At 67.5% G+C, this 22681-nt stretch carries 16 protein-coding genes; 8 read left to right on the forward strand and 8 right to left on the reverse strand.

The annotated features are described in order from the left end of the window. Positions 1–6: 6 nt before the first annotated feature. Entirely contained in the window at positions 7–6717 is a 6711-nt protein-coding gene (locus tag ACODTW_RS25775) for a tetratricopeptide repeat protein (RefSeq protein WP_488949011.1), read from the reverse strand. Positions 6718–6889: 172 nt separating this feature from the next. Here ACODTW_RS25775 and pseB point away from each other — a divergent pair, with 172 nt between their 5' ends. Genes pseB through ACODTW_RS25805 form a run of 6 tightly spaced genes read left to right on the forward strand, consistent with a single transcriptional unit; the run spans position 6890 to position 11812 of the window. Further along, positions 6890–7915: a UDP-N-acetylglucosamine 4,6-dehydratase (inverting) gene (pseB, locus tag ACODTW_RS25780; protein WP_488949012.1), complete on the forward strand. Its 1026-nt coding sequence runs from the start codon at positions 6890–6892 to the stop codon at positions 7913–7915. Beyond that, positions 7912–9129 (forward strand): UDP-4-amino-4,6-dideoxy-N-acetyl-beta-L-altrosamine transaminase, encoded by a 1218-nt coding sequence (pseC, locus tag ACODTW_RS25785; protein WP_488949013.1) that lies wholly within the window; start codon positions 7912–7914, stop codon positions 9127–9129. The genes pseB and pseC overlap by 4 nt, the downstream gene beginning before the upstream one ends. Before the next feature lie 4 nt (positions 9130–9133). Further along, on the forward strand, positions 9134–9898 hold the full coding sequence (locus ACODTW_RS25790; protein ID WP_488949014.1) for an SDR family NAD(P)-dependent oxidoreductase: 765 nt from the start codon (positions 9134–9136) through the stop codon (positions 9896–9898). Beyond that, positions 9895–10374 carry an aromatic ring-hydroxylating oxygenase subunit alpha gene (locus ACODTW_RS25795; protein ID WP_488949015.1) on the forward strand — a complete coding sequence of 160 codons (480 nt, stop codon included), beginning with the start codon at positions 9895–9897 and terminating at the stop codon, positions 10372–10374. The genes ACODTW_RS25790 and ACODTW_RS25795 overlap by 4 nt, the downstream gene beginning before the upstream one ends. Continuing rightward, complete coding sequence (locus ACODTW_RS25800) at positions 10368–11255, forward strand: RHO alpha subunit C-terminal catalytic domain-containing protein (protein ID WP_488949016.1); 888 nt, start codon at positions 10368–10370, stop codon at positions 11253–11255. Before ACODTW_RS25795 ends, ACODTW_RS25800 begins: the two co-directional genes overlap by 7 nt. Then, positions 11252–11812 (forward strand): GNAT family N-acetyltransferase, encoded by a 561-nt coding sequence (locus ACODTW_RS25805; RefSeq protein ID WP_488949017.1) that lies wholly within the window; start codon positions 11252–11254, stop codon positions 11810–11812. Before ACODTW_RS25800 ends, ACODTW_RS25805 begins: the two co-directional genes overlap by 4 nt. A 2-nt stretch (positions 11813–11814) precedes the next feature. Here the strand turns inward: ACODTW_RS25805 and ACODTW_RS25810 are convergent, their stop codons facing one another. Next, the gene (locus ACODTW_RS25810; RefSeq protein ID WP_488949018.1) at positions 11815–12702 is read right to left on the reverse strand and encodes a heme-dependent oxidative N-demethylase family protein; all 888 of its coding nucleotides are present in this window, start codon (positions 12700–12702) and stop codon (positions 11815–11817) included. A 135-nt stretch (positions 12703–12837) separates the two neighbouring features. Here ACODTW_RS25810 and ACODTW_RS25815 point away from each other — a divergent pair, with 135 nt between their 5' ends. Then, entirely contained in the window at positions 12838–13491 is a 654-nt protein-coding gene (locus ACODTW_RS25815) for a flavin reductase family protein (protein ID WP_488949019.1), read from the forward strand. Between the two features lies 1 nt (position 13492). Here the strand turns inward: ACODTW_RS25815 and ACODTW_RS25820 are convergent, their stop codons facing one another. Genes ACODTW_RS25820 through ACODTW_RS25835 form a run of 4 tightly spaced genes read right to left on the reverse strand, consistent with a single transcriptional unit; the run spans position 13493 to position 20720 of the window. Beyond that, positions 13493–14398: a LysR family transcriptional regulator gene (locus ACODTW_RS25820; RefSeq protein ID WP_488949020.1), complete on the reverse strand. Its 906-nt coding sequence runs from the start codon at positions 14396–14398 to the stop codon at positions 13493–13495. Between the two features lie 15 nt (positions 14399–14413). Continuing rightward, positions 14414–16267 carry a CocE/NonD family hydrolase gene (locus ACODTW_RS25825; protein WP_488949021.1) on the reverse strand — a complete coding sequence of 618 codons (1854 nt, stop codon included), beginning with the start codon at positions 16265–16267 and terminating at the stop codon, positions 14414–14416. Further along, the gene (locus ACODTW_RS25830; protein WP_488949022.1) at positions 16264–17820 is read right to left on the reverse strand and encodes an AbgT family transporter; all 1557 of its coding nucleotides are present in this window, start codon (positions 17818–17820) and stop codon (positions 16264–16266) included. Before ACODTW_RS25830 ends, ACODTW_RS25825 begins: the two co-directional genes overlap by 4 nt. A 59-nt stretch (positions 17821–17879) precedes the next feature. After that, positions 17880–20720 (reverse strand): TonB-dependent receptor, encoded by a 2841-nt coding sequence (locus tag ACODTW_RS25835; RefSeq protein WP_488949023.1) that lies wholly within the window; start codon positions 20718–20720, stop codon positions 17880–17882. Between the two features lie 129 nt (positions 20721–20849). On the opposite strand from ACODTW_RS25835, the gene ACODTW_RS25840 reads away from it, so the two are divergent. Next, positions 20850–21023 (forward strand): hypothetical protein, encoded by a 174-nt coding sequence (locus ACODTW_RS25840; RefSeq protein WP_488949024.1) that lies wholly within the window; start codon positions 20850–20852, stop codon positions 21021–21023. Positions 21024–21033: 10 nt separating this feature from the next. Here ACODTW_RS25840 and ACODTW_RS25845 read toward each other — a convergent pair whose 3' ends face one another. Together ACODTW_RS25845 and ACODTW_RS25850 are read right to left on the reverse strand one after the other, a co-directional pair. Continuing rightward, positions 21034–21579, reverse strand: coding sequence for a DUF1697 domain-containing protein (locus ACODTW_RS25845; protein WP_488949025.1), 546 nt, complete (start codon positions 21577–21579; stop codon positions 21034–21036). 20 nt (positions 21580–21599) lie between these two features. Continuing rightward, positions 21600–22448, reverse strand: coding sequence for an EamA family transporter (locus ACODTW_RS25850; protein ID WP_488949026.1), 849 nt, complete (start codon positions 22446–22448; stop codon positions 21600–21602). Positions 22449–22681 lie beyond the last annotated feature (233 nt).

Here is a 22681-nt window from a genome sequence, read left to right on the forward strand (position 1 = left end):
CGGGGATCACACCGGCCGCAACCGCGCCAGGTCCCGGGCCGCATTTTCCAGGGCCGCGCGCATGCCCCCCCGGCCATCGATCAGTCGCATGGACGGGAACCAGGGCCGTACGCCGGTGCCAAGGCTGGTCCAGTCCGGGGGGCCCAGCCGCCAGACCGGCACGCCCAGCGCGCCCGCCAGTTCACCCACGGCCGTGGGCGCGGTGACCACCAGATCCAGGGCCGCCATCAGCGCCGCCTGACCTTCCAGATCGTCCGTCAGGTCCAGGTCCGGGAAGTGCGCCACGGTGAAGCCCGCGCCGTCCCATTCTGCCGCCGTGGCTCTCCGTTGCAGATCGATCAGCGTCAGGCCGGGGATCGCCGCCAGCGGGGCGAAATCGGCCAGGTCCGCATAGGCGGCGCGGCGTTCCGCCGTCACCAGTCCCGATCGCCAGCAGATGCCGACCTTCAGCCCCGGCCCCAATGCCGCCAGCCGGTCACGCCAACGGGCCAGCAGGTCACCCCGCGGCGACAGATAGGACCGCGGCTCCTGGTCGCCCAGCTGGCGCCACAAAAGGCCGGCCACGTCACCGGCTGCCACGGCCAGATCGGCATCACGCGGATCATCGGTGGCACCGCGTACCGTCGCAGCAGGCATGGCACGGGCGAGCAGGCTGGACAGGCGCGGATCGCCTTCGATCACCAGCTGACCGCAGGCAGCCATCAAGGCGGGGTAGAGGGCGCCGAACATGATCTCGTCACCCAATCCCTGCTCACCCCAGACCAGCAGGCGTTTGCCCGCCAGATCGGCCCCATCCCAGGCCGGCAGCGACAGGCGCCGCCCGCGGATGCTGTCCTCCGCCCGGAAGCGCGCGGCATAACCGTCCCATCCGGCCCCCAGCACCCCATCATTCAGGTCCAGTCGGCCGCGATTGTAGCAGGCGGTTGCCAGACCGGGGGACAGGTCCAGGGCCCGGTCATAATCACGCCGGGCGGCGCCGGCATCACCCGCCACTTCCGCCACCCGTCCCAGATTGTTCCAGGCCTCGGCATTGCCGGAATCCAAATCCAGGGCGCGTGACAGTTCGCGCCGAGCACCGGGCAGATCGCCCTGGATGCGCAGCACATCGCCCAGCCCGGCGCGCAGGTGCGTATCGTCCCCGCCCAGATCCAGGGCCTGGCGATATTCCGCCGCCGCCCGGGCGGGGCGGTCCATCTCCTTCCACACGACGGCCAGATTGCCATGGGCCACCGCCGAGGTGGGATCGAAGCCGATGGCCCGTTCATGCGCCTTGGCAGCGGCATCAAACCGCCGCTGGGTCCGCAGGGCATTGCCCAGGTTGGTCCAGGTGCCGGGGTCGCGGGGGCGCAGTGACAGCGCCTGGCGATAGGCCGCTTCAGCCTGGTCCGGCCGGTCCAGCGCCTGGCGCAGATTGCCCAGATTGGCCCAGGCGGCGGCATAATCGGGTGCAGCGGCAACCGCCCGTTCCATATAGGCTTCGCCATCCTGGGTCCGGCCTGTCTGCTGCAAGGCCAATCCCAGCAGGTGCAGGGCGACCGGCTGTTCCCCTTCCCGCCCGATCACGGCGCGGTAGAAGGGCATGGCAGCGGTCGCATCGCCCGCCCGTTGCAGGTCGATGCCACGTTCCAGCCAGCCCGCCGGATCGCCATCCGGCACAAGGTCGGGACACAGCGCCACCAGCCGGCGGACCAGATCGGGCACCTGCTGGGCGGGGGTCCGGCCCACCGGCACATCGATGACCTGCATGGAGGCGAACCAGGGCCGCACCCCGGTGCCCAGCCGTGTCCAGTCGATCTGACCGGACAGGCGCCAGACCGGCACGCCCAGCGCACCCGCCATCTCTCCCACGGCCGTGGCCACGCTGATGACCAGATCAAGCCCGGCGGTCAGGGCCAGTGCAGTTTCCAGATCGTCGCGCAGATCGACACCGTCCCATCGGTGCAGCCGCACGCCATGCGCCGCTTCCATCGCCGCGATTTCGGCCAGGGCACCGTCATATTGCAGGCTGACCACCTGGACGCCCGGCAATGCCAGCAGGGGCAGCCAGTCCGACAGGCTGGTATAGGCGGCGTCCCGATCGGCGCTATTCAGCTGGCTGCGCCAGCACAGGCCGACGCGCAGGCCGGGCGGCAACGCTGCCAGCCGGGCCCGCCACAGCCGGGCCAGATCGGCTGCGGGCCGCAGGAACCCTGCCCCGTCCCAGCCGGCGATATCGGGCGCCATCAGATGCGGCAGGCTGCCGGCCGGCACATGGCAATCAGCCGCCACCAATGTCCCCTCCGCCACCACATGGGCAAAGGGCAATGCCCGCGACAGTGCCGGGACCAGCCTTGGATCGGCCCAGATGCTGACCGGTCCCCCCAGTCCCGCCAGCCGGTGATAATGGCTGGCAAACATCGTCTCGTCGCCCAGCCCCTGTTCCCGCCAGACCAGCAGGTGGCGGCCCGCCAAAGGTTCCCCCTGCCAGCGGGCGACAGCCGGCGGGTTTCCCCAGACGACCTCGCCACTGTCGAAACGCGCCTCCTGACCGATCCAGCCATGATCCAGATCGCCGGCACCCAGGGCCAGCAGACCTTCATTATAAAGCGCGCGGGCATAGCCGGGGCGGATTACCAGCGCCCGGCCCAGATCGGCCCGGGCATCGGTGATATCGCCTTGGCGGGCCAGCAGCAGGGCGCGGTTGACGGCCGCCTCCGCATAGGTCGGATCAACCTGCAGGGCGCGGTTCTGGCTGGCCAGTCCCTCCGTCTGGCCGCCCAGCGCCGCCTGGCACAGGCCCAGATCGCTCCAGGCATCCGCCATGCCGGGGGCGGTCTCCAGCGCCCGCCTGTGCCAATCCACGGCTTCCGCATACCGGCCCAGATGGCGCAGAGCCACACCCAGATTGACCTGCGCACGGGGGTAGCCGGCGCGCTGGGCCAGGGCGCGGCGATGCGCCTTCTCCGCGTCGGCGGGGCGCTTCAGATCCACCAGCACGGCGCCCAGGTTCGTCCAGGCCTCCGCATAGGCCGGGCGCAGGGTCAGCGCCTGGCGGAATGCCTTCTCCGCCGCCGGAAACCGCTCCAGACACTTCAACAGGCTGCCGCGCGTGTTGTGGGCGGGTGCAAAATCCGGATCGATGGACAGGACCCGGTCGACCAGCGACAATCCTTCCACCGCGCGGTCGGTGCGCAGCAGGACCTGCGACAGCAGGTGCAGGGCATCCACCTCACCCGGATCACCGTCCAGAATGCGGCGATAGGCCATCTCCGCCGCCTGCAGGTCTCCCGCCTGCTGCCGTTCCATCGCCTGCGCCAGCGTCAATGGCAATGGCGCAGGCGGTGGGGGCGGTGCCGAACCACCGACCGGGGGCACGCAAAGCAAACGCAGCAATTCCCCGCGCATGGTCGCCACCGCATCGACCACCGGCGTGGTCGCGAACAGGCGCATCCACGGGTACCAGGGGCGAATGCCGGTGCCCAGCCCGCTCCAGTCCTGGGTGCCCTGGAAGCGCCAGACAGGCACACCCAGCGCCGCCGCCATCTCCCCCACCGCCGTGGGCGCCGAAATCACCAGATCCAGGCCGGCGGTCAGGGCGGCAGCCGCCTCCAGATCGTCCTTCAGGTCGATATCCGGAAAGCGATGGATTGTAACGGCATGCTCACGGGCCAGCGCCTCAATCTCCGCCACCGCCCCGTCATATTGCAGGCTGACGGGCACGATGCCCGGCAGGGTCAACAGCGGCAGCATCTGCGCCAGCGACAGATAGCCATGGGCCCGGTCACCATCCAGTTTCTGCGACCGCCAGCAGAAGCCGACACGCAGACCGGGCGGCAATCCCTGAAGCCGCGCGGCCATACTCTCCGCCAAGGCCGGATCCGGACGCAACCAGGCCGCACTGTCCGCAAAATCCTGATAGTGCCCGCGCAGCCGGGCCGGCAGGTCACCCAGTGCGCAATGGAAATCGGCATCGCGCGGATCGTCGGTCTGTGCCCGCACCGCCGCCGTGGGAAAGGAGCGCGCCAGCAGCCCGACCAGCCGCGGATCGCATTCGATGACGACCCGGGCACCCTGGGAAAGCAGGTCCTGTATCTGGCTCAGGAACAGGATTTCGTCACCCAGCCCCTGCTCCCGCCAGACCAGCAGACGCTTGCCTTCCAGCACCTCCCCCCGCCAGGGCGGGATGGCAAAGCGGCGGTCGGGCACCACCTCGCCCACCGCGAAACGCACGGCGTAATCGTTCCACCCGCGGGTCAGGCGCCCCTCATTCAGGTCCAGCAGCGCGCGGTTCCAGCGCGCCAGCAGATTGCCGGGATCGCCCGAAAGGACCCGGTCCAGAAGCATCACCGCCTGGTCCCGCCGGTTCTGCGCCGACCGGATCTGCGCCAGATCGATCAGGGCCGGGGCATAATCGGGTGCCAGGGACAGGGCCCGATCCAGGGCCCCCTGCGCGCCCGCAACGTCACCCTGCCGATAGAGTGCGTAACCCAGGCTGGCCCATCCTTCCACCCGGTCAGGCGCCAGGTCGCACGCCACCCGCAAGGCATGCACCGCGTCGGCAAAGCGGTAGGCGGTCTTGCACGCCGCCGCCAGATTGACCCAGCCGGACAGCAGGCCGGGGTCGGCCGTGACGGCCGCGCGATGGGCCGCCATGGCCCCGGCGGTATCGCCCGCCTGCATCCGCACCAGCCCCAGCGCATCCTGGGCGGGGGCCAGACCCGGATGGGTCCGGACCAGGGCCGACAAGGTCGCCTGCGCCCCCGGCAGATCGCCCTGATCCATCTGGCAAAGGCCGACATTCACACCGATCAGCGGATTGTCCGGCGCGTAGCGGGCGGCCTGACGATACCGGGCCAGCGCGTCACCGGGCCGGCCCAGCCCTCGCAGTGCCGCCCCCAGATTGGCCAGTGCCGGGACATAATCGGGCTGCAACGTCACAGCCCGTTCCAGAAAGGGTACGCCGTCAGCCGCTTGCCCGGACTGGACCAGGGCGTGGCCCAGCAGATGAAGGGCCACCGGCTCGTCCGGCTGCGCCGCCAGAACGGCCCTGTACAGCGCCATGGCCTGATCCAGCCGACCGGCCTTGTGCAGGGCCATGGCGCGGGGCAGCGCATCGGCGGGCAGCGGCGGGGTGAGTGCCAATGATGCCGACGCCGGCAGCAGGGCCCGCAGATCACAAGCCATCCCGGCCAGCACGAGTGTAAATCCCCGCCCCGGACCGGTCTGGAAACAGCGGGTCGTGGGGTACCAGGGACGCACACCCGTGCCCAGGCGGGTCCAGTCATCGTCGCTACCGATGCGCCAGACCGGCACGCCCAGCGCGCCGGCCAGCTCCGACACGGCGGTGCCGGCGCTGATCACCAGATCCAGGGCCGAGGTCAGGGCCGCCACCCCGTCCAGATCGTCGCGCAGGTCGATGTCGGGGCGGTACAGGTCCGCCCCGGCCGGAAAGCCCGCCGCCAGTTCCGCCGCCGTCGCCACGTCGGCCAGATCATATTGCAGCGGCACCCAGCGGATGCCCGGAAGGGCGAACAGCGGGGCGAAATCGGCCAATGTCGGATATAGCCCCCTGCGCTCCCCGCTTTTTAGTCCGCTGCGCCAGCAGAAACCAACCGTCAGCGCCGGCCCCCCGGCCGACAGCGCGCCCCGCCAGCGGGCAGCAGCCCCGGCATCCGGCGACAGCCAGGAACGGCCGGGAAACCGCGACAGGTCCCGCCGGGCCAGGCGGGGCAGGCTGCCGGCCGGGATCTGGTAATCGGCGGCCTTCGTCGTACCCGACGCGGCCACGCGCAGATGCGGGAAGGACCGCGCGAACAGCCCGACCAGCCGCGCCTCGCATTCCACCGTCACCGGCCCGTCCAGACCTTCCAGGTCGGGGAAGATGCTGGCGAACATGATTTCGTCCCCCAGCCCCTGTTCGGGCCAGATCAGCAGATGCCGGCCTTCCAGCATGTCGCCTTCCCAGGCGGGGGCGTCCAGCCCCCGGCGCGACTGGCGCTGACGGGCGCGGAACCTTTCCTCGTAATCCTCCCACCCCGCCGCCAGCCGCCCTTCGGCCAGATGGTCCAGCGACAGGTTGAAGCGGGCGACGGGCTGCTGCGGGTCCAGTTCCACGGCGCGGCGGAACAGCGGCACAGCCTCACCCGCCAGGCCCTTGCGCCGCAGCAGCGTGCCCAGGTTGGCATGGGCCACGGCCAGACCGGGGTCCAGCGCCAGCGCTTTGCGCTGGCATTTCTCCGCCTCCTCAAACCGACCCAGTTCCAGCAAGGCCACACCCCGGTTGGACCAGGCGTCGGCCCGGTTGGGCGCCACGGCCAGAGCCTGTCGCGCAGCCTTTTCCGCTTCTGCCGGCCGGTTCAGTTCCAGCAGCACCGCCGACAGGTTGGACAGGGCGTCGACATGGTCGGACTTCACGGCCAGCGCAGCGCGGAACGCCGCCTCAGCGTCCGCGAATTCCCGGATCGACATCAGCATGCCGCCCAGATTGTTCTGGATGGCGACCGATTTGGGTGCTGCCTTGGCGGCGGCGATGACCCGGTCCAGCCCCTCCGCCATCTCCCCCGACTGCCACAGCGCCAGACCCAGCAGATGTGCGGTATCGATATTGCCGGGCACTCTTTCCAGCACCGAACGGTAACCGGTCACGGCCCCGGCAAGATCGCCCCGCTGATGGCGGGTGATGGCGTCGTCCAGCAACTTGGCGGGCGAGTCGGCGGCGGGCGGCTTTTTCCGGTCCATTTCGGGTCCGTTACGGGCGGGCTGGCGCCACCTTAGCCCATGCGCACGGCGGCGACCAAGCCGGTTGACAAGGGGCGGAACCGTCAAGCTGCAGAAATACTTAACCCGGTCCGCCAAACTGGCTAGCATGGGTCATCGCCTGCCTGCCTGTCCCCGCGGACCCGGATCACCGATGACCACAGAACCCACCCGCGCCCCCGCCCTATTCAAGGGGGCGTCCGTCCTGATCACCGGTGGCACCGGTTCGTTCGGCCGTCAGTTCACGCGCTTTCTGCTGAAACATGGCAAGCCGCGTCGGCTGGTCATCTTCTCCCGCGATGAATTCAAGCAATATGAGATGCAGCAGCAATTCGCGGACATGGATAACCGCGATGTGCTGCGCTTCTTCATCGGCGATGTCCGCGACCAGCAGCGGCTGGCCATGGCCATGCGGGAAATCGATTATTGCGTCCATGCCGCAGCCCTGAAGCATGTGCCGACGGCCGAATACAATCCCATCGAATGTATCCGCACCAACATCAATGGCGCGGAAAATGTCGTGCAGGCCGCCATCGCCAACAAGGTGAAGAAGGTGGTCGCCCTGTCCACGGACAAGGCGGCGAACCCCGTCAACCTCTATGGCGCGTCCAAGCTGGCATCCGACAAGATCTTCGTGGCCGCCAACAACCTGTCGGGCTCCGTCGGCACGCGTTTCGCCGCCGTGCGCTATGGCAATGTCGTGGGATCGCGCGGGTCCGTGGTGCCCTTCTTCCGCAAACTGATTGAGGATGGTGCGAAGGAACTGCCCATCACCGACGAGCGGATGACCCGGTTCTGGATCACCTTGAACAAGGGCGTGGATTTCGTCGCCTCCTCCTTCGCCATGATGCAGGGGGGGGAGATTTTTGTGCCCAAGATCCCCTCCATGCGCATCACCGATCTGGCCCGCACCATGGCCCCGCACCTGCCCCACCGCGTCGTCGGCATCCGGCCGGGTGAAAAGCTGCATGAGATCATGATCACGGAAGATGATGCCCGCCAGACGGTGGAGCTGGCCGACCGGTTCATCATCGAACCCGCTTTCAAATGGTGGGATCGCGGTCCCTACAGCAAGCAGGGCGCCACCCCCGTGGCCGACGGGTTCAGCTATCGCAGCGACACCAATCCGGAATGGCTGTCGGATGAGGCGATGCGCGGCCTGCTGGAGCGCAATTCGTGAGCAAGGGGCCGTTCCTGCCCTATGGGCGGCAATGGATCGATGAAGCCGATATCGCCGCCGTGGAAAGGGTGCTGCGCGGCGACTGGCTGACACAAGGCCCCTCCATCGGCTGGTTCGAGCGGTCATTCGCCGAAAAGGTCGGTGCCCGCCATGCCATCGCCTGTGCCAATGCCACGGCGGCGCTGCATGTGTCGATGCTGGCCCTGGATCTGGGGCCCGATGATGCCGTGATCGTGCCCAGCGTCACCTTCCTGGCCACGGCCAATGCCGTTCGCTATGTGGGCGCACAGGTGGCCTTCGCCGATGTCGATCCCGATACGGGCCTGATGGGCCGTGACCATGCCGAAGAGGCGATCCGCCGGGCCGAAGCCCGCGGCTGGCGTGTGCGGGCCCTGGCACCGGTCCATCTGGCCGGACAGACGGCGGATATGGCGGGCCTGTCGGCCCTGGCGCGGGAACGGGGCTTGAGGATCGTGGAGGATGCGGCCCATGCCGTGGGCACGCGCCTGACGGGTGCGGATGGGGCCATGGTCGCCGTCGGTGCCTGCGACCGATCCGATCTGGCCTGTTTTTCCTTCCACCCGGTCAAGACCATGGCGACGGGCGAAGGCGGCATGGTCACCACCAATGATGACGCGCTGGCCAAACGCGTGCGCGCCGCCGTCAGCCACGGCATGACCCGCGACCCGGCGGATTTCACCGATCCGGACGCCGCCCTGGCCGCCGATGGCAAGCCCAACCCCTGGTATTATGAAATGCCGGAGCCCGGCTTCAATTACCGGATGACGGACATGCAGGCGGCCCTGGGCCTGTCGCAATTGTCCAAGCTGGATGCCTTTGTGCGCACAAGGGCGAAGCTGGTCGATGCCTATGATGCCGCCCTGGCCCCGCTGGCGCCCATCCTACGCCCGGCCGGGCGGATGCCGGGGGTGCAGGCGGGATGGCATCTCTATGTCGCGCTGATCGACTTCGCCGCCGTGGGCTTGGACCGCGCCGCCTTCATGGGCGCCTTACGGGCGGACGGGATCGGCAGCCAGGTGCATTACATCCCCGTCCATACCCAGCCCTATTACCACCGGCTCTATGGCGACCTGGCCTTGCCGGGGGCGGCGGGATGGTATGATCGCTGCCTGTCACTGCCGCTTTATCCCGCCATGTCCATGGTCGACCAGGACCGTGTCGTGGCCAGCCTGACCCGCATCATCAAGGGGTGATCCCATGCCCGCCATCATCAACCCCATGGACCTGTCGGGCCGCCATATCCTGGTCACCGGCGCGTCGGCCGGCATTGGCCGGGCCACCGCCATCCTCGCGGCCAGGCTGGGGGCCCGTGTCACCGTCACCGGCCGCGATGCCGGCCGGCTGGCCGCCACGCTGGCCGATCTGCCGGGGGACGGGCACCGGGCCGACGCCTTCGACCTGTCGGCCATCGACGCCATTCCCGCTTGGATGAAGGCGGCGGCCGCGACCAATGGCCCGTTCGACGGGCTGGCCCATTGCGCCGGCATCCAGACCCTGCGCCCCATCCGCATTTTCCAGGCCGATTTCTTTGACGACGTGATGCGCACCAACCTGGGCGCGTCACTGGCCCTGGCCAAGGGTTTGCGGCAGAAGGGGGTGAAGGCGGACAAGGCCAGCCTGGTCTATATCTCCTCCACCGCCGCCACGGCCGCCTCGCCGGCCAATGTCGTCTATGCCGCCGCCAAGGGCGGGATCATCGCCGCAACCAAGGGCCTGTCGGCCGAATTGCTGCCCGATGCCATCCGCGTCAATTGCGTGGTGCCCAGCATCGTCATGACCGAACTGATCGAACGCGGCTTTGAAAAGCTGAATGCCGACCAGATCGACCATCTGGAAAAGCTGCAGCCGCTGGGCTTCGGCCATCCCGATGACGTCGCCAATGCCATCTGCTTCCTGCTGTCCGACGCGGCACGCTGGATCACCGGCACTTCCATGGTGGTGGATGGGGGCCGCACGGCATGAGTGGCTGGGCGCTGCTGGGACGGGCATTGGACCTGGCCGACCATGGGCAGTGGATCACCGGATGGATCGGGTCCGTGCCCGTGCTGGTGCGCAATGTCGGCGGGGACCTGCGCGGTTTCCGCAATGTCTGTTCCCACCGCTTCGCCCTGATGCTGACGGAACCGACGGGCAAGGGGCCGCTGCGCTGCCCTTACCACGCCTGGGTCTATGATGGGGACGGTGTGCCCAAGGCCATTCCCTTCAATGACAGTGATTTCCATCTGGACGAAGCAGGCCGCCGCGCCCTTGCCCTGCCACGCGTGGGCGTGGCGGTCGCAGGCGGACTGGTCTTCGCGCATCCGGACCCCAGCGCCGATCCCGCCATCCCCGCCGGCTGGCTGCGGGATGGCCTGGCCCCTCTGCCCGATGGGTCGATCATCAACGCCGATGGCAGCATTCGACACCGGTCGACGGCGAAGCGGGAGGGGACATGCTGAATTACGACCAACCGCCCCCGCCCCGTCCCCTGCTGCCGCCCCGCTGGTTCCACGATCCGGCAGCGTTCGCCGCCGAACAGCGGGCGCTCGCCACCCGCCTGCCCTGGCGCTATGCCGGTCTGGCGGGCGACGGGATCGACGGGGCGGATATCGCCGCCTGCGGTTCCTTCCTGTTTCGCCGGCAACGGGACGATGCCCCGCCGCTTTCCGACTGGCTGGGCCCGTTCGCGGCCGATCTGATGGCCCGGTCGGGCGCCCTGGACAGCCCCGTCGTCCGCGATGCCACGGACTTCGCCGCCAACTGGAAAATCCTGGTGGAAAACACGCTGGATGATTTCCACGGCTCCACGGTGCATCCGCAGACCATCCACCCTGCCGTCGATGCCGATTGGCGCCAGCACCTGTCCACGCAGCGCGCGGGGCCGCACAGCCGGTCAAGCTGGAAGCTGGCCGACGGCACGGCCGATTGGTGGGGCAAGCTGGTGGCACGCGGCAATCTGCGCCGTTTCGCGACGCAGGACCGCTATGACCACGTCTTCATCTTTCCCGACCTGTATGTCGCCAGCTTCTTTGGCACCATGGTCATCGTCCACCATGTTTTGCCCCTGGCGGTGGACCAGTCCCGGCTGGAATGGCGGACCTTCCTGCCGGCACAAAGCCCGGACAATGCCAAGGCCGCCAGTTTCCGGCGCGGTCTGGTCAGCATGCTGTCGGACAGCGCACGGGCGGTGGTCGCGGAAGACCGGCCCCTGTGCGAACAGGTACAGCAGGCCCGATACGCCGCCCCCGGCCCCGGCATCCTGGGCTGGCGTGAACAGCGCATCGGCGACGTGCATGCGGCCCTGTCAGCCTTATTGACCGGCCCGGAGGGGGCAACATGACCCAATCCCTGCGCTTCCGCCTGCCGACCGCCGATGACGCCGCGCTGCTGCTGGCCTGGCGCCGCCTGCCGGAGATTGCGGCGCAATCCTTCAGCGAAGTGCCGGACGATATCGACCGGCAGCGGGCCTGGATCGAGAAATCCAACGCCCGCACCGACTATATCCACCGCATCATCCAGGTGGATGGGGTGGATGTCGGCTATGGCAGCATCACCATCACCCATGCCGACTGGAAGATCGGCACCATCGGCCTCTATATGGGTGACCGGCGCGGCCGCATCGGCATCGGCGCCCTGAATTTCGCGCCCATGCTGAACCATTGCTTCTACACCTCGGGCCTGCGCAAGCTGGTCAATCAGGTATTCGACAGCAATGAACGCGTGCTGAAGGGCCAGACGATGCTGGGTTACCGCCATGTCGGCGTGTTGAAGGAACAGGCGCTGAAGGACGGGGTGCCCAGGGACGTGCATCTGTTTGAGATGCTGGCCGCCGACTGGGCCGCCATCCGCCACCGTTTCGGCCTGTTCTGCGACATGGACGGCCGGCAGGTGGGATAAACCTACCCCCGTTCCAGATACCCCAGCGCCGGCGGCCCCGTCCGCCGCAGGCCCTTGTAGGTGGCAATCTCTTCCGGCACGCTGCGCAGGATGGCGGCGAAATGGCACTGCTGTTCGGCAGACAGGGCGACCAGCGGCCTCTGATGGGTGCGGATGCTGAACAGCACGGCCCCGCTGTCGGGCAGCTTGAACAGGGTCTGCCGTTCCACACGCAGATACAGCCGCTGTCCGGCATTGGCGGCGGTGATGGCCACTTCCGGTGGGGTATGGGCCTTCAGACCCGGTTGGAACAGTTCGGGATCGTCCGACAGCGACCAGTTGGCGCGCCAGGCGATGCGGCCGGGCGCAAGCTTGTCGAAGAAAGTATCGACCGGCACAGCCAGCTTCGCGTCATAGCCGGGCACGGGCCGGTGAATGCCCGGCAGCGGCTTGCCCAGCTTGTTGGGCAGATACCAGTGGGACGGGAAACAGACCACCCCGCCCGTCAGCCGCCATCCCCCCGCCGACGGGGTCAGCAGGCACAGATCATCGGGCAGCAGATGCCCCAGCAGATGCAGGGGATGGTCGAACAGATCCGGGTCCAGGACATCCCCCGTCACCCGGCTTTCGATCCCCGCGCCTGCGATGTCGAACCAGTCGGGGAAAAGGCTGGTCAGGTGCCGCCGCAGGTAAAGATACAGTTCCTCGGCCGCGGCATAAGCCTCCGGCATCAGGGCCATCACGTCCCATTTGCGGTCGCGCAGGCTGGCCCCCCGTTGGGCCAATTGCGCGGGCCAACCGGCATCGGGGGCGAACCATTGCTCCGGCGCCAGCGTGCGCAAACCCATGGCCATGCGATAATGGTCGGCATCGAACGGCCAGGGATAGGGTTCGGGGGGCAACAGGGACATGGGCGACCGGCGGATCAGGAAAAGGACGCAGCAGCATGCCCCGCCGCTTTCCCCTTGCCAATGGCCGCGGATCGTACCAACCGTCGCACCATCCGACCAACGGTGCCCGGCAGCGGGTTTAAGGGAAAGCAACAGATGCAGTTCGACATGCGCGCCCTGCCCCTGCAGGCGCGATACAAGATCATCAATTCCACCATCACGCCTCGACCCATTGCCTGGGTGACGACGCTGTCCACTGACGGGGTGCGCAATGCCGCCCCCTACAGCTTCTTCAACGCCGTGGGCGACGATCCGCCGCTGATCGTGCTGGGGTTGATGAAACATCCCCGCCATGGCGGGATGAAGGACACCGCCACCAACATCATGGCCACGGGCGAATTCGTCGTGAACCTAGTGTGCGAGGCCGATGCCGAGCGCATGAGCCTATGCAGCGTTGACGCCCCGCCGGAGGTGGACGAGATCGACTATGCGGGGATCGCGACGGCGCCCGCCAGCATCGTCAAGCCGCCCCTGATCGCCACAGCCCCGGTCAGTTTCGAATGCCGCAAGGTCGCCGCCCTGGATATCGGCCCGCGTCAGACGGTGGTCCTGGGCGAAATCCTGATGGCCCATGTGAAGGACGAATTCGTCATCGACGCCGCCCAGGCCTATCTGGACAATCCGGCCATGAAGCTGATCGGCCGCACCCATGGCAGCGGCTGGTATGTGCGCAACAGCGACGCCTTCCAGATGGACCGGCCCGCCTATGATCCGGACTGGCGGGAAAAGTGGGGGAAGGACAAGGCCTGACCTATCCGCCGATGCCGAAATGGCGCCGCGTCTCCTGCAGGAACTCCAGCGCCAGCCGGGACGGCGTGACCATGGAGGAGGTCACGAAGGCGTAATCATGTCGCAGATCCGGCCGGAAGGGGCGCAGCACCAGCCCGTCGGAGAGATAGGAGCGGGCCAGCATCTCATTGACGATGGAAATGCCGATGCCACGCGCCGACAGGGCGCAGGCCGACCCGATCGTGTGTGTTTCCACCCTGACTTCCGGCCGCACGCCCGCCTTGGCAAAGGCGGCGTCGATATGGGCGCGGGACAGCCGGCCCAGGCCCAGCAGGACCAGCGGCACCCCCCGCAGTGCCACCGGGTCCAGCCAGGGGCGGTCGGCCAGCGGATGGGCCGCCGGCAGGACACAGACGGTGCCGCTGCTGATCACCGGCACGGACGTCAGATCAGGCCGATCCAGCGGCAGCTTGATGAAGCCGCCATCAACGGCGCGGGTGGCGACCAGGGTCTTGGCCGTTTCCACGCTGCGGCTGTCGATGGTCAGATGGACCTTGGGAAAGCGGGTCAGGAAACGGTCGATGATGTCGGGCAGCACGCCTTCGGCGAAGCTGGGCGGGGCGACCAGACGCAACTGCCCCACGCGGAAATCGGCAATGTCGCGGACCAGGGCGCGCACCCGCTCCACATTGCCCAGTGCCAGGTCCACCTCTTCAAACAACAGCAGCCCGTCGGGCGTGGGCACCAGCCGGCCCTTGTCGCGGTAGAACAGCTCGAAGCCGATCGTCGCCTCGAACTGCGCCAGCAGGCGGCTGACGGCGGGCTGGGTCAGACCCATCTGCGCCGCCGACGCCGTGACGGAGCCGGTCTTGACGATCAGATGGAAGGCACGCAGGGCCTTCAGCCCGAAATCGGCCCCGCCGCTCATGCCCACCCCCTTCCGTCAGGCATCGTCCGGCAGGATGGGCAGCAGGATGTGCGACGGGTGCGACGGCCCCATATGCAGGCGGTTTTCCGCAATGACGGGGATGCCGGGATCCTGTCCGGCCGGGGTGCCGGTCCCGGGATTGACGTCGAAATGCGGGAAATGGCTGCTGGCCACATCCAGGCGGAGACGGTGGCCCGGCATGAAGCGGTTGGCGGTGGGAAACATCTCGATATCGAAGGCATAAACCTGTCCCGGCTGCATCGGCTGCGGCCGTTCAAACCCGTCGCGGAACCGCGCGCGGATGATGCCATGACACAGGTTCAGGGCAAAGCCGGCACTGCCATCGGGGCCGGGCGGATATTCATCCACCAGTTTCACGACGATGTCGGTGTCGACTGCGCTGGAGGACAGGTGGATGCGGGCCCGCACGGGGCCGGCCAGCGTAACCGGCCGTTCCAGTGGTGCGCTGCGGAATGACAGCACGTCCGGCCGGTCAGCCAGCGCCCGGCCGGGCCGGGGACAGGCCATCCAGCCATCGCGTTCCCGCTGGTCGAAGGCACCGGCAGGAATGATGTCGCCGCCGCTGGCTACGGCCCCGCCGATGCTGGGCACCGGCTGCCGCGGATCGTGCTGCCAGGACAGCACCCCCGCCGGGACCGGGTCCGGTGTCAGGGCCTGGTCCGGTGACAGGTGGAATGGGGTGGGTATCACCTCCCGCGGGGGCCAATGGCTGAAATGCCGCCACTGCCCCCCATGGCACAGCCGCCCGGCTCCGTCCTGACCGCCGGGCCCACCCCCCATGATAAACAGGCTGACCGGATGCGGCAGCGGGTCGCCCGCATCCGGCATGTGCCGCAGATGATGGTCGAAGAAGGCCATGCGCAGGGTCGTGTAGTCGGTCGCCAGATTGCCGTCCAGCGGGGCGGCCGGGCCGAAATCCACCTCTCCCGCATGGCTGACGGATCGCTGCCCGTGGGTCCAGGGCCCCATGATCAGCCGCACCGGCGCCTGCCGACCCGGTCCCGTCAGACCCTGAAAATTTTCCGGCATGGCCAGGGCATAGGGATCATACCAGCTGCTGATCAGCAGCGTCGGCACATCCGGAAAGGCCTGATAATGGCCGCGTGCATAGAGACCCGGCCGCTGCCAGCCCGCGTTGAAACATTCATAGGCCCATTGGCTGACGACATATTCCTCATATTCCGGCGCGGCGGTCAGGGGGGAATGGCCCAGCCGCCAGGGATTGACGGCCATCCAGGCCCGCAGATCCTGCGTCGCCAGGCCCTCGCGACGGACAGGGTCGGCCGCGGTCAGCGGCGACAGGCGGGCATGTTTGAAGGCCCAGGTCAGCTGCTTCAGTTCGAACGCCCCGCCCTGACGGATACCGCTGTGATAAGCGCTGGAAAATCCACCGGAATCCATGACCATGGCCCCGACGCCGGGCGCGCCCAGGCTGGCCATCGCTGCCTGCGCATGCGCGCAGTAGGACAGGCCCAGCGTCCCGATGCGCCCGTCACTCCAGGGTTGGCGCCGCAGCCAGTCCAGCGTGTCGATGCCGTCATCGGCCTCGTTCACATATTTGGTGAACCTGCCCTCCGATCCAAAACGCCCCCGGCAATCCTGCAGGACATAGGCATAGCCCGCGGCCACAAAGGCTGCCGCCATCTCCGGCTTGGAGCATGGCATTGGATCGGCCAGGGTGCGGTCGGCATGGTTGGTGCCGCGCTTGTTGTAAGGCGTGCGTTCCAGCAGCAAAGGCCAGGGCCCCGTCCCTGTGCCCGGCAGGTAGATGTCGGTTGCCAGACGCACGCCATCGCGCATCGGCACCATGATGTCGCACAGCACCACCATGTCGCTGGATCCCGTCATGGCGCGGCACCCGGCACCTGATAGACCACGGCCGCCCCCGGCCCGACCGGCAGTTCGAATGCGACCCAGCCCATGACCAGCAGACAGCCGGCCGTCAGGAACGCCAGCCCATAGGGTAGCATCAGGGCCAGGACGGAACCGACACCCGCCCCGCGGTTCCAGCGCTGGCAGATGACCAGCACCAGCGGGAAATTGGACATCAGCGGCGTCAGGATATTGGTGACACTGTCACCCATGCGATAGGCAGCCGTGGTCATTTCCGGTGAAATGCCCAGCAGCATCAACATGGGCACGACCACGGGGGCCATGGCGCTCCACTTGGCGGAGGCAGAGCCGATGAACAGGTCGAAGCCCGACGACATCAACAGCAGCGCCACCAGCAGCAGCGGCCGCGGAATATCCAGCGTACGCAGCGCCTCCGCCCCCTTGATGGCGATGACCGGGCCCAGGTTGGACCAGTTGAACAGCGCCACGAAATGGGCGGCGAAGAAGACGATGACCAGATAGGGGGCCATGGTGCGCATGCCCTGGCCCATCATGGCCACGATATCGCGGTGGGACTTCACGGTCCCCACGGCCCGGCCATAGGCCCAGCCCGTGGCCAGGAACAGCAGCATGAAGCCGCCGATCAACGCCTTGTAGAAGGGCGTGGTGCGCTGCGGCCCGTCGGCAGTGCGATCCAGCAGGGGCGTGAAATCCGGCCACAGGGCGAAGGCGGCATAAAGGGCGACCACGGCCAGCGCCGCCAGCCCGGCATGACGCAGGCCGCGCCGCTGCGCCGCGTTCAGCCCGTGCCGCGGCACGACCAGGGCGGCCGCTTCGGCATCGGGACGCCAGGTGCCCAGGCGCGGTTCCACCACCCGATCAGTGATGAACCAGGCCACAGGCGTGAAGGCCAGACAGATGCCGATGCTGAACCACCAGTTGCCCAGCGGGTTCATGGTGAAATGCGGATCGATCAGACGCGCCGCCGGTTCCGTGATGCCCAGCAGCAGCACATCCACCTGCCCCGGCACGACATTGCCGGCGAACCCGCCGGATATGGCGGCGAAGGCTGTGGCAATACCGGCCATGGGATGTCGGCCCGCCTCGGCATAGACCAGGGCCGCAAGCGGGATGAACACGACATAGGCGGCGTCCGATGCGTGATGCGACAACAGCCCGATGATGAAGACGGACGGGGTCAGGCCCCAGCGCGGAACCTTGCCGATCGGACCGGACAGAAGCGCCGTGAACAGACCCGACCCCTCCGCCACGGCAGCCCCCAGCATGACCACCAGCACCAGACCCAGCGGCGGAAAGCCGGTAAACGTTGTCTGCATGCCGACCAGCAGCCGGCGCAGGTTCGCCTCCGTCAGCAGGCTTTCCACCTGCAGCGGCTTGCCGCTGACGGGGTTGACGGCGCTCCAGCCGACGCCGGCCGCGATGACCGACAGCACAACCGCCAGCAGGATGAAGGCCAGGAAAATGAAGACCGGGTCCGGCAGGGCATTGCCCCAGCGTTCCACCCGGTCCAGCCAGCCGGGACGATCATGCGCGTGCGTGGATGTCATGACAGGACCTTTGCGGGAAGGACGGCGCCGGCCCGGACGATGTCGGCGCCTTCAGCTTCTCAGAACTTCGTCGACAGGGTGGCGTAGAAATAGCGGCCCCGGATGTCATACGTGTACATGTCGAAATTGATGGGATTGTTCGCCGCGGATGCCGGCGGCTGCCGGTCCAGGACATTATCGACGCCCAGCGCCACCCGCGTCTCGCTGTCGGGCAGCGTGTAACCCACCTGCAGGTCCTGATAGACGATGCTCTTGGTCCGGCCGCCATTGACGGCATTGTTGGCGATGTCGCTGGACGACCCGATATAGCGGGCCTTCCAGCCCAGATCGATGCTGTCCGCCTTGTAGCGGGCCGAGGCCTGCCCCTTCCAGCGCGGGAAGGTGGAACGCGGCTGGTCGGCCTTGCCCGCGCGGTCATCGACACTGATGCTGCCGTCGGGCTGCGGCACGAAGGTGCGGTACTTCTCCAGATAGGATACGTCCAGACCCAGCTCGACATCACCGACGCCGATGGCGAAGGTGTAGCGGGCGGTGGCATCGATGCCTTCCACCTCAATCCGCGACAAGTTCACCACGGCCTGTGTCAGGCGCGTGATCTCCCCCGTGGCAGCGCGGGTGATCAGATCGCAGAAGGCGCCGGTATTGGCACAGGCCGTCAGAATCTGCGTCGCCGTCTGGGTGGCGATGGCGTCTTTGACCTTGATCTCGAACCAATCGGCCGTCAGCGTCAGGCCCGGCAGCACCGACGGGGTCAGGGCCATGCCGGCGCTGTAGGTGTCGGCCGTTTCGGGCGACAGATTGGCATTGCCGGACGTGACGCCCGCAATCAGACCGCCACTATACTGGCTTTGATTATAGCCCGTGGGCACGCCCGTGCAGCCGGGCTTGCCGCTGCCGCCGCCATTGCAGGGATCAACACCCTGGAAGTTCGTCTGGCGCTGCCCCTGATACAGTTCCAGGATGGAGGGTGCCCGGAAGCCCTGGGAATAGGTGGACCGGACCAGCAGATCCTCCACAGGGCGATAGGACAGGCCGAACTTCGTCGTGGCCTTGCCGCCCACGGTGGAATAGTCGGAATAGCGCATGGCCGCATCCACATCCAGGCGATGCACCCCCGGCAGATCGGCCAGCAGGGGCACATTCACCTCCGCATAGACCTCGTGCAGGTCATAGGCGCCGCGCGTGGCGTCACGCGACTGGGCCGTGGTCGGCGACTGCCGGGCGCCCGACACCAGGGGCAGCACCGTCGACAGGCTGGCCGCGAAGGCGTCAGGCAGATCATAGGCCTTTTCCTTGCGGTATTCGTAACCGGCGGCAAATCCCAGCGGACCCGCCGGCAGTTCCCATAGCTCCCGCGACACGTTGACGGCCAGATCGTACTGGCTGGCCCCGTTCTCATCATGGGCGTTGTAGCGGATATAGTCGGCCATCTGCGGCGTGATGGTGCCGAAAATGTTCAGCGGTACGCAACCAGCGGCGGCCGCGCAGATGGCAGGCGAAGCCAGGGCGCGATAGACATTTTCCAGGTTGATCTGGTTCTCGGCGTCGAAACTGGCCTTGTTCCTGGCATAGGAGGCAAAGGCGTCCCAGCGCCATTCACCCGCCAGATCGAAGGTGCCTTCCAGACCGCCGGCCACCCGGTAGGTGTCCACATCCTGAAGATTGTCGCGGTTGCCCACCTCCACCGGCACCCGCTGGATACGGAAGCTGGAACCGGAAAAGGCCAGGGCGTTGGCCAGCGGCACTCCATTGGCCGTGCCGAAAGGATTGTGGGCTTGATCGCGGGAGATGCTGAAGCCGTTGGACCCGCGGACATCCAGCGGGAACGGCGCGAAACGCTGGCTGGACTTGCGCTTGTTGTACAGCGCCTCCACCCGCGCCGTGACATTGTCGGTCAGGTCATAGGTCAGCCGCCCGAACAGACCCGCCCGCTCCGCCGGGCCGGTGGCATAGAGGCCCTGGGTCATGGGGTTGTAATCGTCGGCGGCCAGGGTGGCGACGCGGAAGCTGGCATCCGCCGCGGCACCGCTGCCAATGCTGGTCGTTCCGGGGACCAGGGTAATGGCGTTGGCCGCATTGTTGGCGAAGCCGGCCGGCGTACCGAAATAGGCATTGTTGGCCAGACCCGGCAGCACGAACAGGCCCCGCGGGCTGGTCGGTGCCGCCGTCAGCGGCGTGAAGGCACGACGCGTGATCTTGCGGTCGCTGGTCAGGATCGGCTCGGACTTGGTGTAGCTGGCCGACAGCAGCACAGTGCCCCGGTCAAACCCGTGCCCAACATTGACATAGGCGCTGACATTCTCGCTGTCGCCGCGGTCGGTAATGCCGCCGCGGACATTCGCCTCCACCCCTTCCAGCTTAGTCTTGGTGTGGATATTCACCACCCCGGCGATGGCGTCCGCGCCATAGATGGCGGACGCCCCGTCCTTCAACACCTCGATCCGGTCGACGATGCCCAGCGGAATGGTGTTCAGGTCGACGAAGTCACGGAAGCCGCGCCCACCGACGGCATTGACCCAGCGGTGCCCGTCCACCAGCACCAGCGTGCGGTTGCCGCTGCCTTCGGCACTGCCCAGGTAGCGCAGATTGATGGAACTGACCCCGAACGACGTGCCCTGGGTGCCATTGGAATTCAGCGAGACACCGACGCTGGGCAGGCTTTGCAGCAGATCACCGACGGAGGTCGGGGCGGCATAGACCATGTCCTCTGCCGTCATCGTCGTGATGGGACCCACAGCCGTGGCGTCCCGCCGGGCAATGCGCGAGCCGGTGACCACGATCTCTTCAAGCTGGCCCGCATCCGACAAGCCACCATTCTGCGCCAAGGCGACCGGCGCCACCCCGGTCAGCAGCAGCGCCGCCGTGACCGACGCCACGGAAATCCCACGATTGACACGCATAAGCCACCCCCTTCCATTCTTGGCCGGCGACAGTTGAACCCGCTGTCATCCGTTGTCGCGGAGGCTATCGGCTATGGTCGAACGCATACAACATGATGGGTAATTCGCATCATTCCATAAAAATTTGGCATGGGTTCGGGTGCCGCCGATCGGCCGCCGCCCGACCATTATATTTGTCATTGGATGCCGGACACGGGCGCGGAGTATGACCATTCCGGCAACATCCTGCTGGAAGGCCTGCTGCTTGACCCGGTCTATACCGGCAGGATAATGGCCGGCGCGATCGACCTGACCCTGGCCTGACAGTCCGACCCTATGCCGCCACCAGGGCCGCCAGCTTGCCCAGTGTTGTCCAATTGCGCGAGGTGCCGGTGACGCCGGCCGCGCGCAACACCTTCACCGGGTCCAGCACCGCCTTTCCCACCCCGTCCTGGAAATGCATGTAGAGCGTGTCGCCCGACAAATGCAGACGGTCGGCGCCACCCTTCAGCGCCTCCAGCTTCGCCACGCCTGCCGCATCCGGGACACCGGACAGGAAAAAGACCAGCAGGTGATTGGGCGCGCTTTCCGCAGCGTCGGGAAAGGGGTTGTCGCGGATGGCGGCGGCCAGTTCCGCCCCGTCGCGCAGCATGTGGTCGGCCTGGAAGCCAAACCGGTCCGTAAAGGCCCTTTCCAGCCGCGCCAGCAGGTCGGCGCGCGTTCCTGCGCCATCCCAGTCGAAAACCAGGTTGCCGCTTTGCAGCAGGGTGCGCACGCGGCCATAGCCCATCTCCTCGTACAACTGCTTCCAGGCGGCCATCTTCACGATCTTGTTGCCGCCGACATTGATGCCGCGCAGCAGACAGGCACAGGTGAGCATGGGACAGGTTCCTCGGCGTTTCAGGCCAGACGCAGGGTGGCGATGCCGGCCACGACAAGCAAGGCCGATCCGGCCCGCCAGCGCCCCACCGGCTCCTTCAGCCACAGCCGCGCGATCAGCAGGGCGAAGATCACGCTGGTTTCGCGCAGGGCCGCCACCAGGGCGATGGGTGCGTGCGTCATGGCCCAGATGGCCGTGGCATAGCCGGCGAGCGCCATGACCCCGCCCACCAGATCCCGGCGCCAGCCCGCGCGCACCGCCTGCCACAGCCCCGCCCCGCCGCGCCGGGCCCAGGCCAGCGCCACCATGGGCGGGGCGTTCAGGATGAACAGCCAGACCGTATAGGCCAGGCTGTCCCCGCTGACCCGCGCGCCCAACCCATCCACACTGGTATAGGCCGCGATGAACATGCCCGTGACCAGCGCCATCAGCACGGGCCGCGGGTCGGCGCGCAGGCCCAGCCCGCCGCGCAGGGCCAATGCCGCGATGCCGCCGGCAATCAGCAGGATGGCCACCGTCTCCGCCGGGTGCAGCGGATCGGCACCCAGCACCAGCCCGATCAGCGCCACCATGGGCGGCGCCACCCCGCGTGCCACAGGATAGACCTGTGACAGATCGCCCACGCGGTAGGAGCGCACCAGAAACACCTGATAGCCCAGATGGAAGGCCAGGGAGAGCGCCAGATAGGGCCAGGCCTCTGCCGACAGGCCGCCCGTGAGGGGCAGCAGGGCCGCCCCCGCGACGGCGCACCAGACATTCAGCATGGTGATCCCCACCAGCCGGTCGCCCCCGCCCTTCAGCAGGCTGTTCCAGCCCGCATGCATCACCGCCGCCAGCAGCACCAGCGGCACCACCCACTCTTCCATCATCCCCCTCGAAAACCCGCATCCCGCAGAACCGGACCGCGTTTGTTCGGCAGCGGAATGATAGGCATGGCCGCAGGCACACGGGCCCCAGCGATAACAAACGGCCCCCCGGCGAAAATTCCATGTTGCCAAGCGGGGGGGCCTTTGCTAGAAGCACGCCCACTTCACCGTGCGGCGCCCCGATAGCTCAGCGGTAGAGCAACCGCTTCGTAAGCGGTAGGCCGTTGGTTCAAATC

The organism is Niveispirillum sp. FG148, from assembly GCF_057809655.1.

Bases quoted from the DNA above. Each gene is read 5' to 3' on its own strand.
- ACODTW_RS25775 (WP_488949011.1), bottom strand. From the start codon at position 6,717: ATGGACCGGAAAAAGCCGCCCGCCGCCGACTCGCCCGCCAAGTTGCTG.
- ACODTW_RS25815 (WP_488949019.1), top strand. From the start codon at position 12,838: ATGCAGTTCGACATGCGCGCCCTGCCCCTGCAGGCGCGATACAAGATC.
- pseB (WP_488949012.1), top strand. From the start codon at position 6,890: ATGACCACAGAACCCACCCGCGCCCCCGCCCTATTCAAGGGGGCGTCC.
- ACODTW_RS25835 (WP_488949023.1), bottom strand. From the start codon at position 20,720: ATGCGTGTCAATCGTGGGATTTCCGTGGCGTCGGTCACGGCGGCGCTG.
- ACODTW_RS25845 (WP_488949025.1), bottom strand. From the start codon at position 21,579: ATGCTCACCTGTGCCTGTCTGCTGCGCGGCATCAATGTCGGCGGCAAC.
- ACODTW_RS25820 (WP_488949020.1), bottom strand. From the start codon at position 14,398: ATGAGCGGCGGGGCCGATTTCGGGCTGAAGGCCCTGCGTGCCTTCCAT.
- ACODTW_RS25800 (WP_488949016.1), top strand. From the start codon at position 10,368: ATGCTGAATTACGACCAACCGCCCCCGCCCCGTCCCCTGCTGCCGCCC.
- ACODTW_RS25795 (WP_488949015.1), top strand. From the start codon at position 9,895: ATGAGTGGCTGGGCGCTGCTGGGACGGGCATTGGACCTGGCCGACCAT.
- ACODTW_RS25790 (WP_488949014.1), top strand. From the start codon at position 9,134: ATGCCCGCCATCATCAACCCCATGGACCTGTCGGGCCGCCATATCCTG.
- ACODTW_RS25805 (WP_488949017.1), top strand. From the start codon at position 11,252: ATGACCCAATCCCTGCGCTTCCGCCTGCCGACCGCCGATGACGCCGCG.
- ACODTW_RS25840 (WP_488949024.1), top strand. From the start codon at position 20,850: ATGGGTTCGGGTGCCGCCGATCGGCCGCCGCCCGACCATTATATTTGT.
- ACODTW_RS25830 (WP_488949022.1), bottom strand. From the start codon at position 17,820: ATGACATCCACGCACGCGCATGATCGTCCCGGCTGGCTGGACCGGGTG.
- ACODTW_RS25810 (WP_488949018.1), bottom strand. From the start codon at position 12,702: ATGTCCCTGTTGCCCCCCGAACCCTATCCCTGGCCGTTCGATGCCGAC.
- ACODTW_RS25825 (WP_488949021.1), bottom strand. From the start codon at position 16,267: ATGACGGGATCCAGCGACATGGTGGTGCTGTGCGACATCATGGTGCCG.
- ACODTW_RS25850 (WP_488949026.1), bottom strand. From the start codon at position 22,448: ATGATGGAAGAGTGGGTGGTGCCGCTGGTGCTGCTGGCGGCGGTGATG.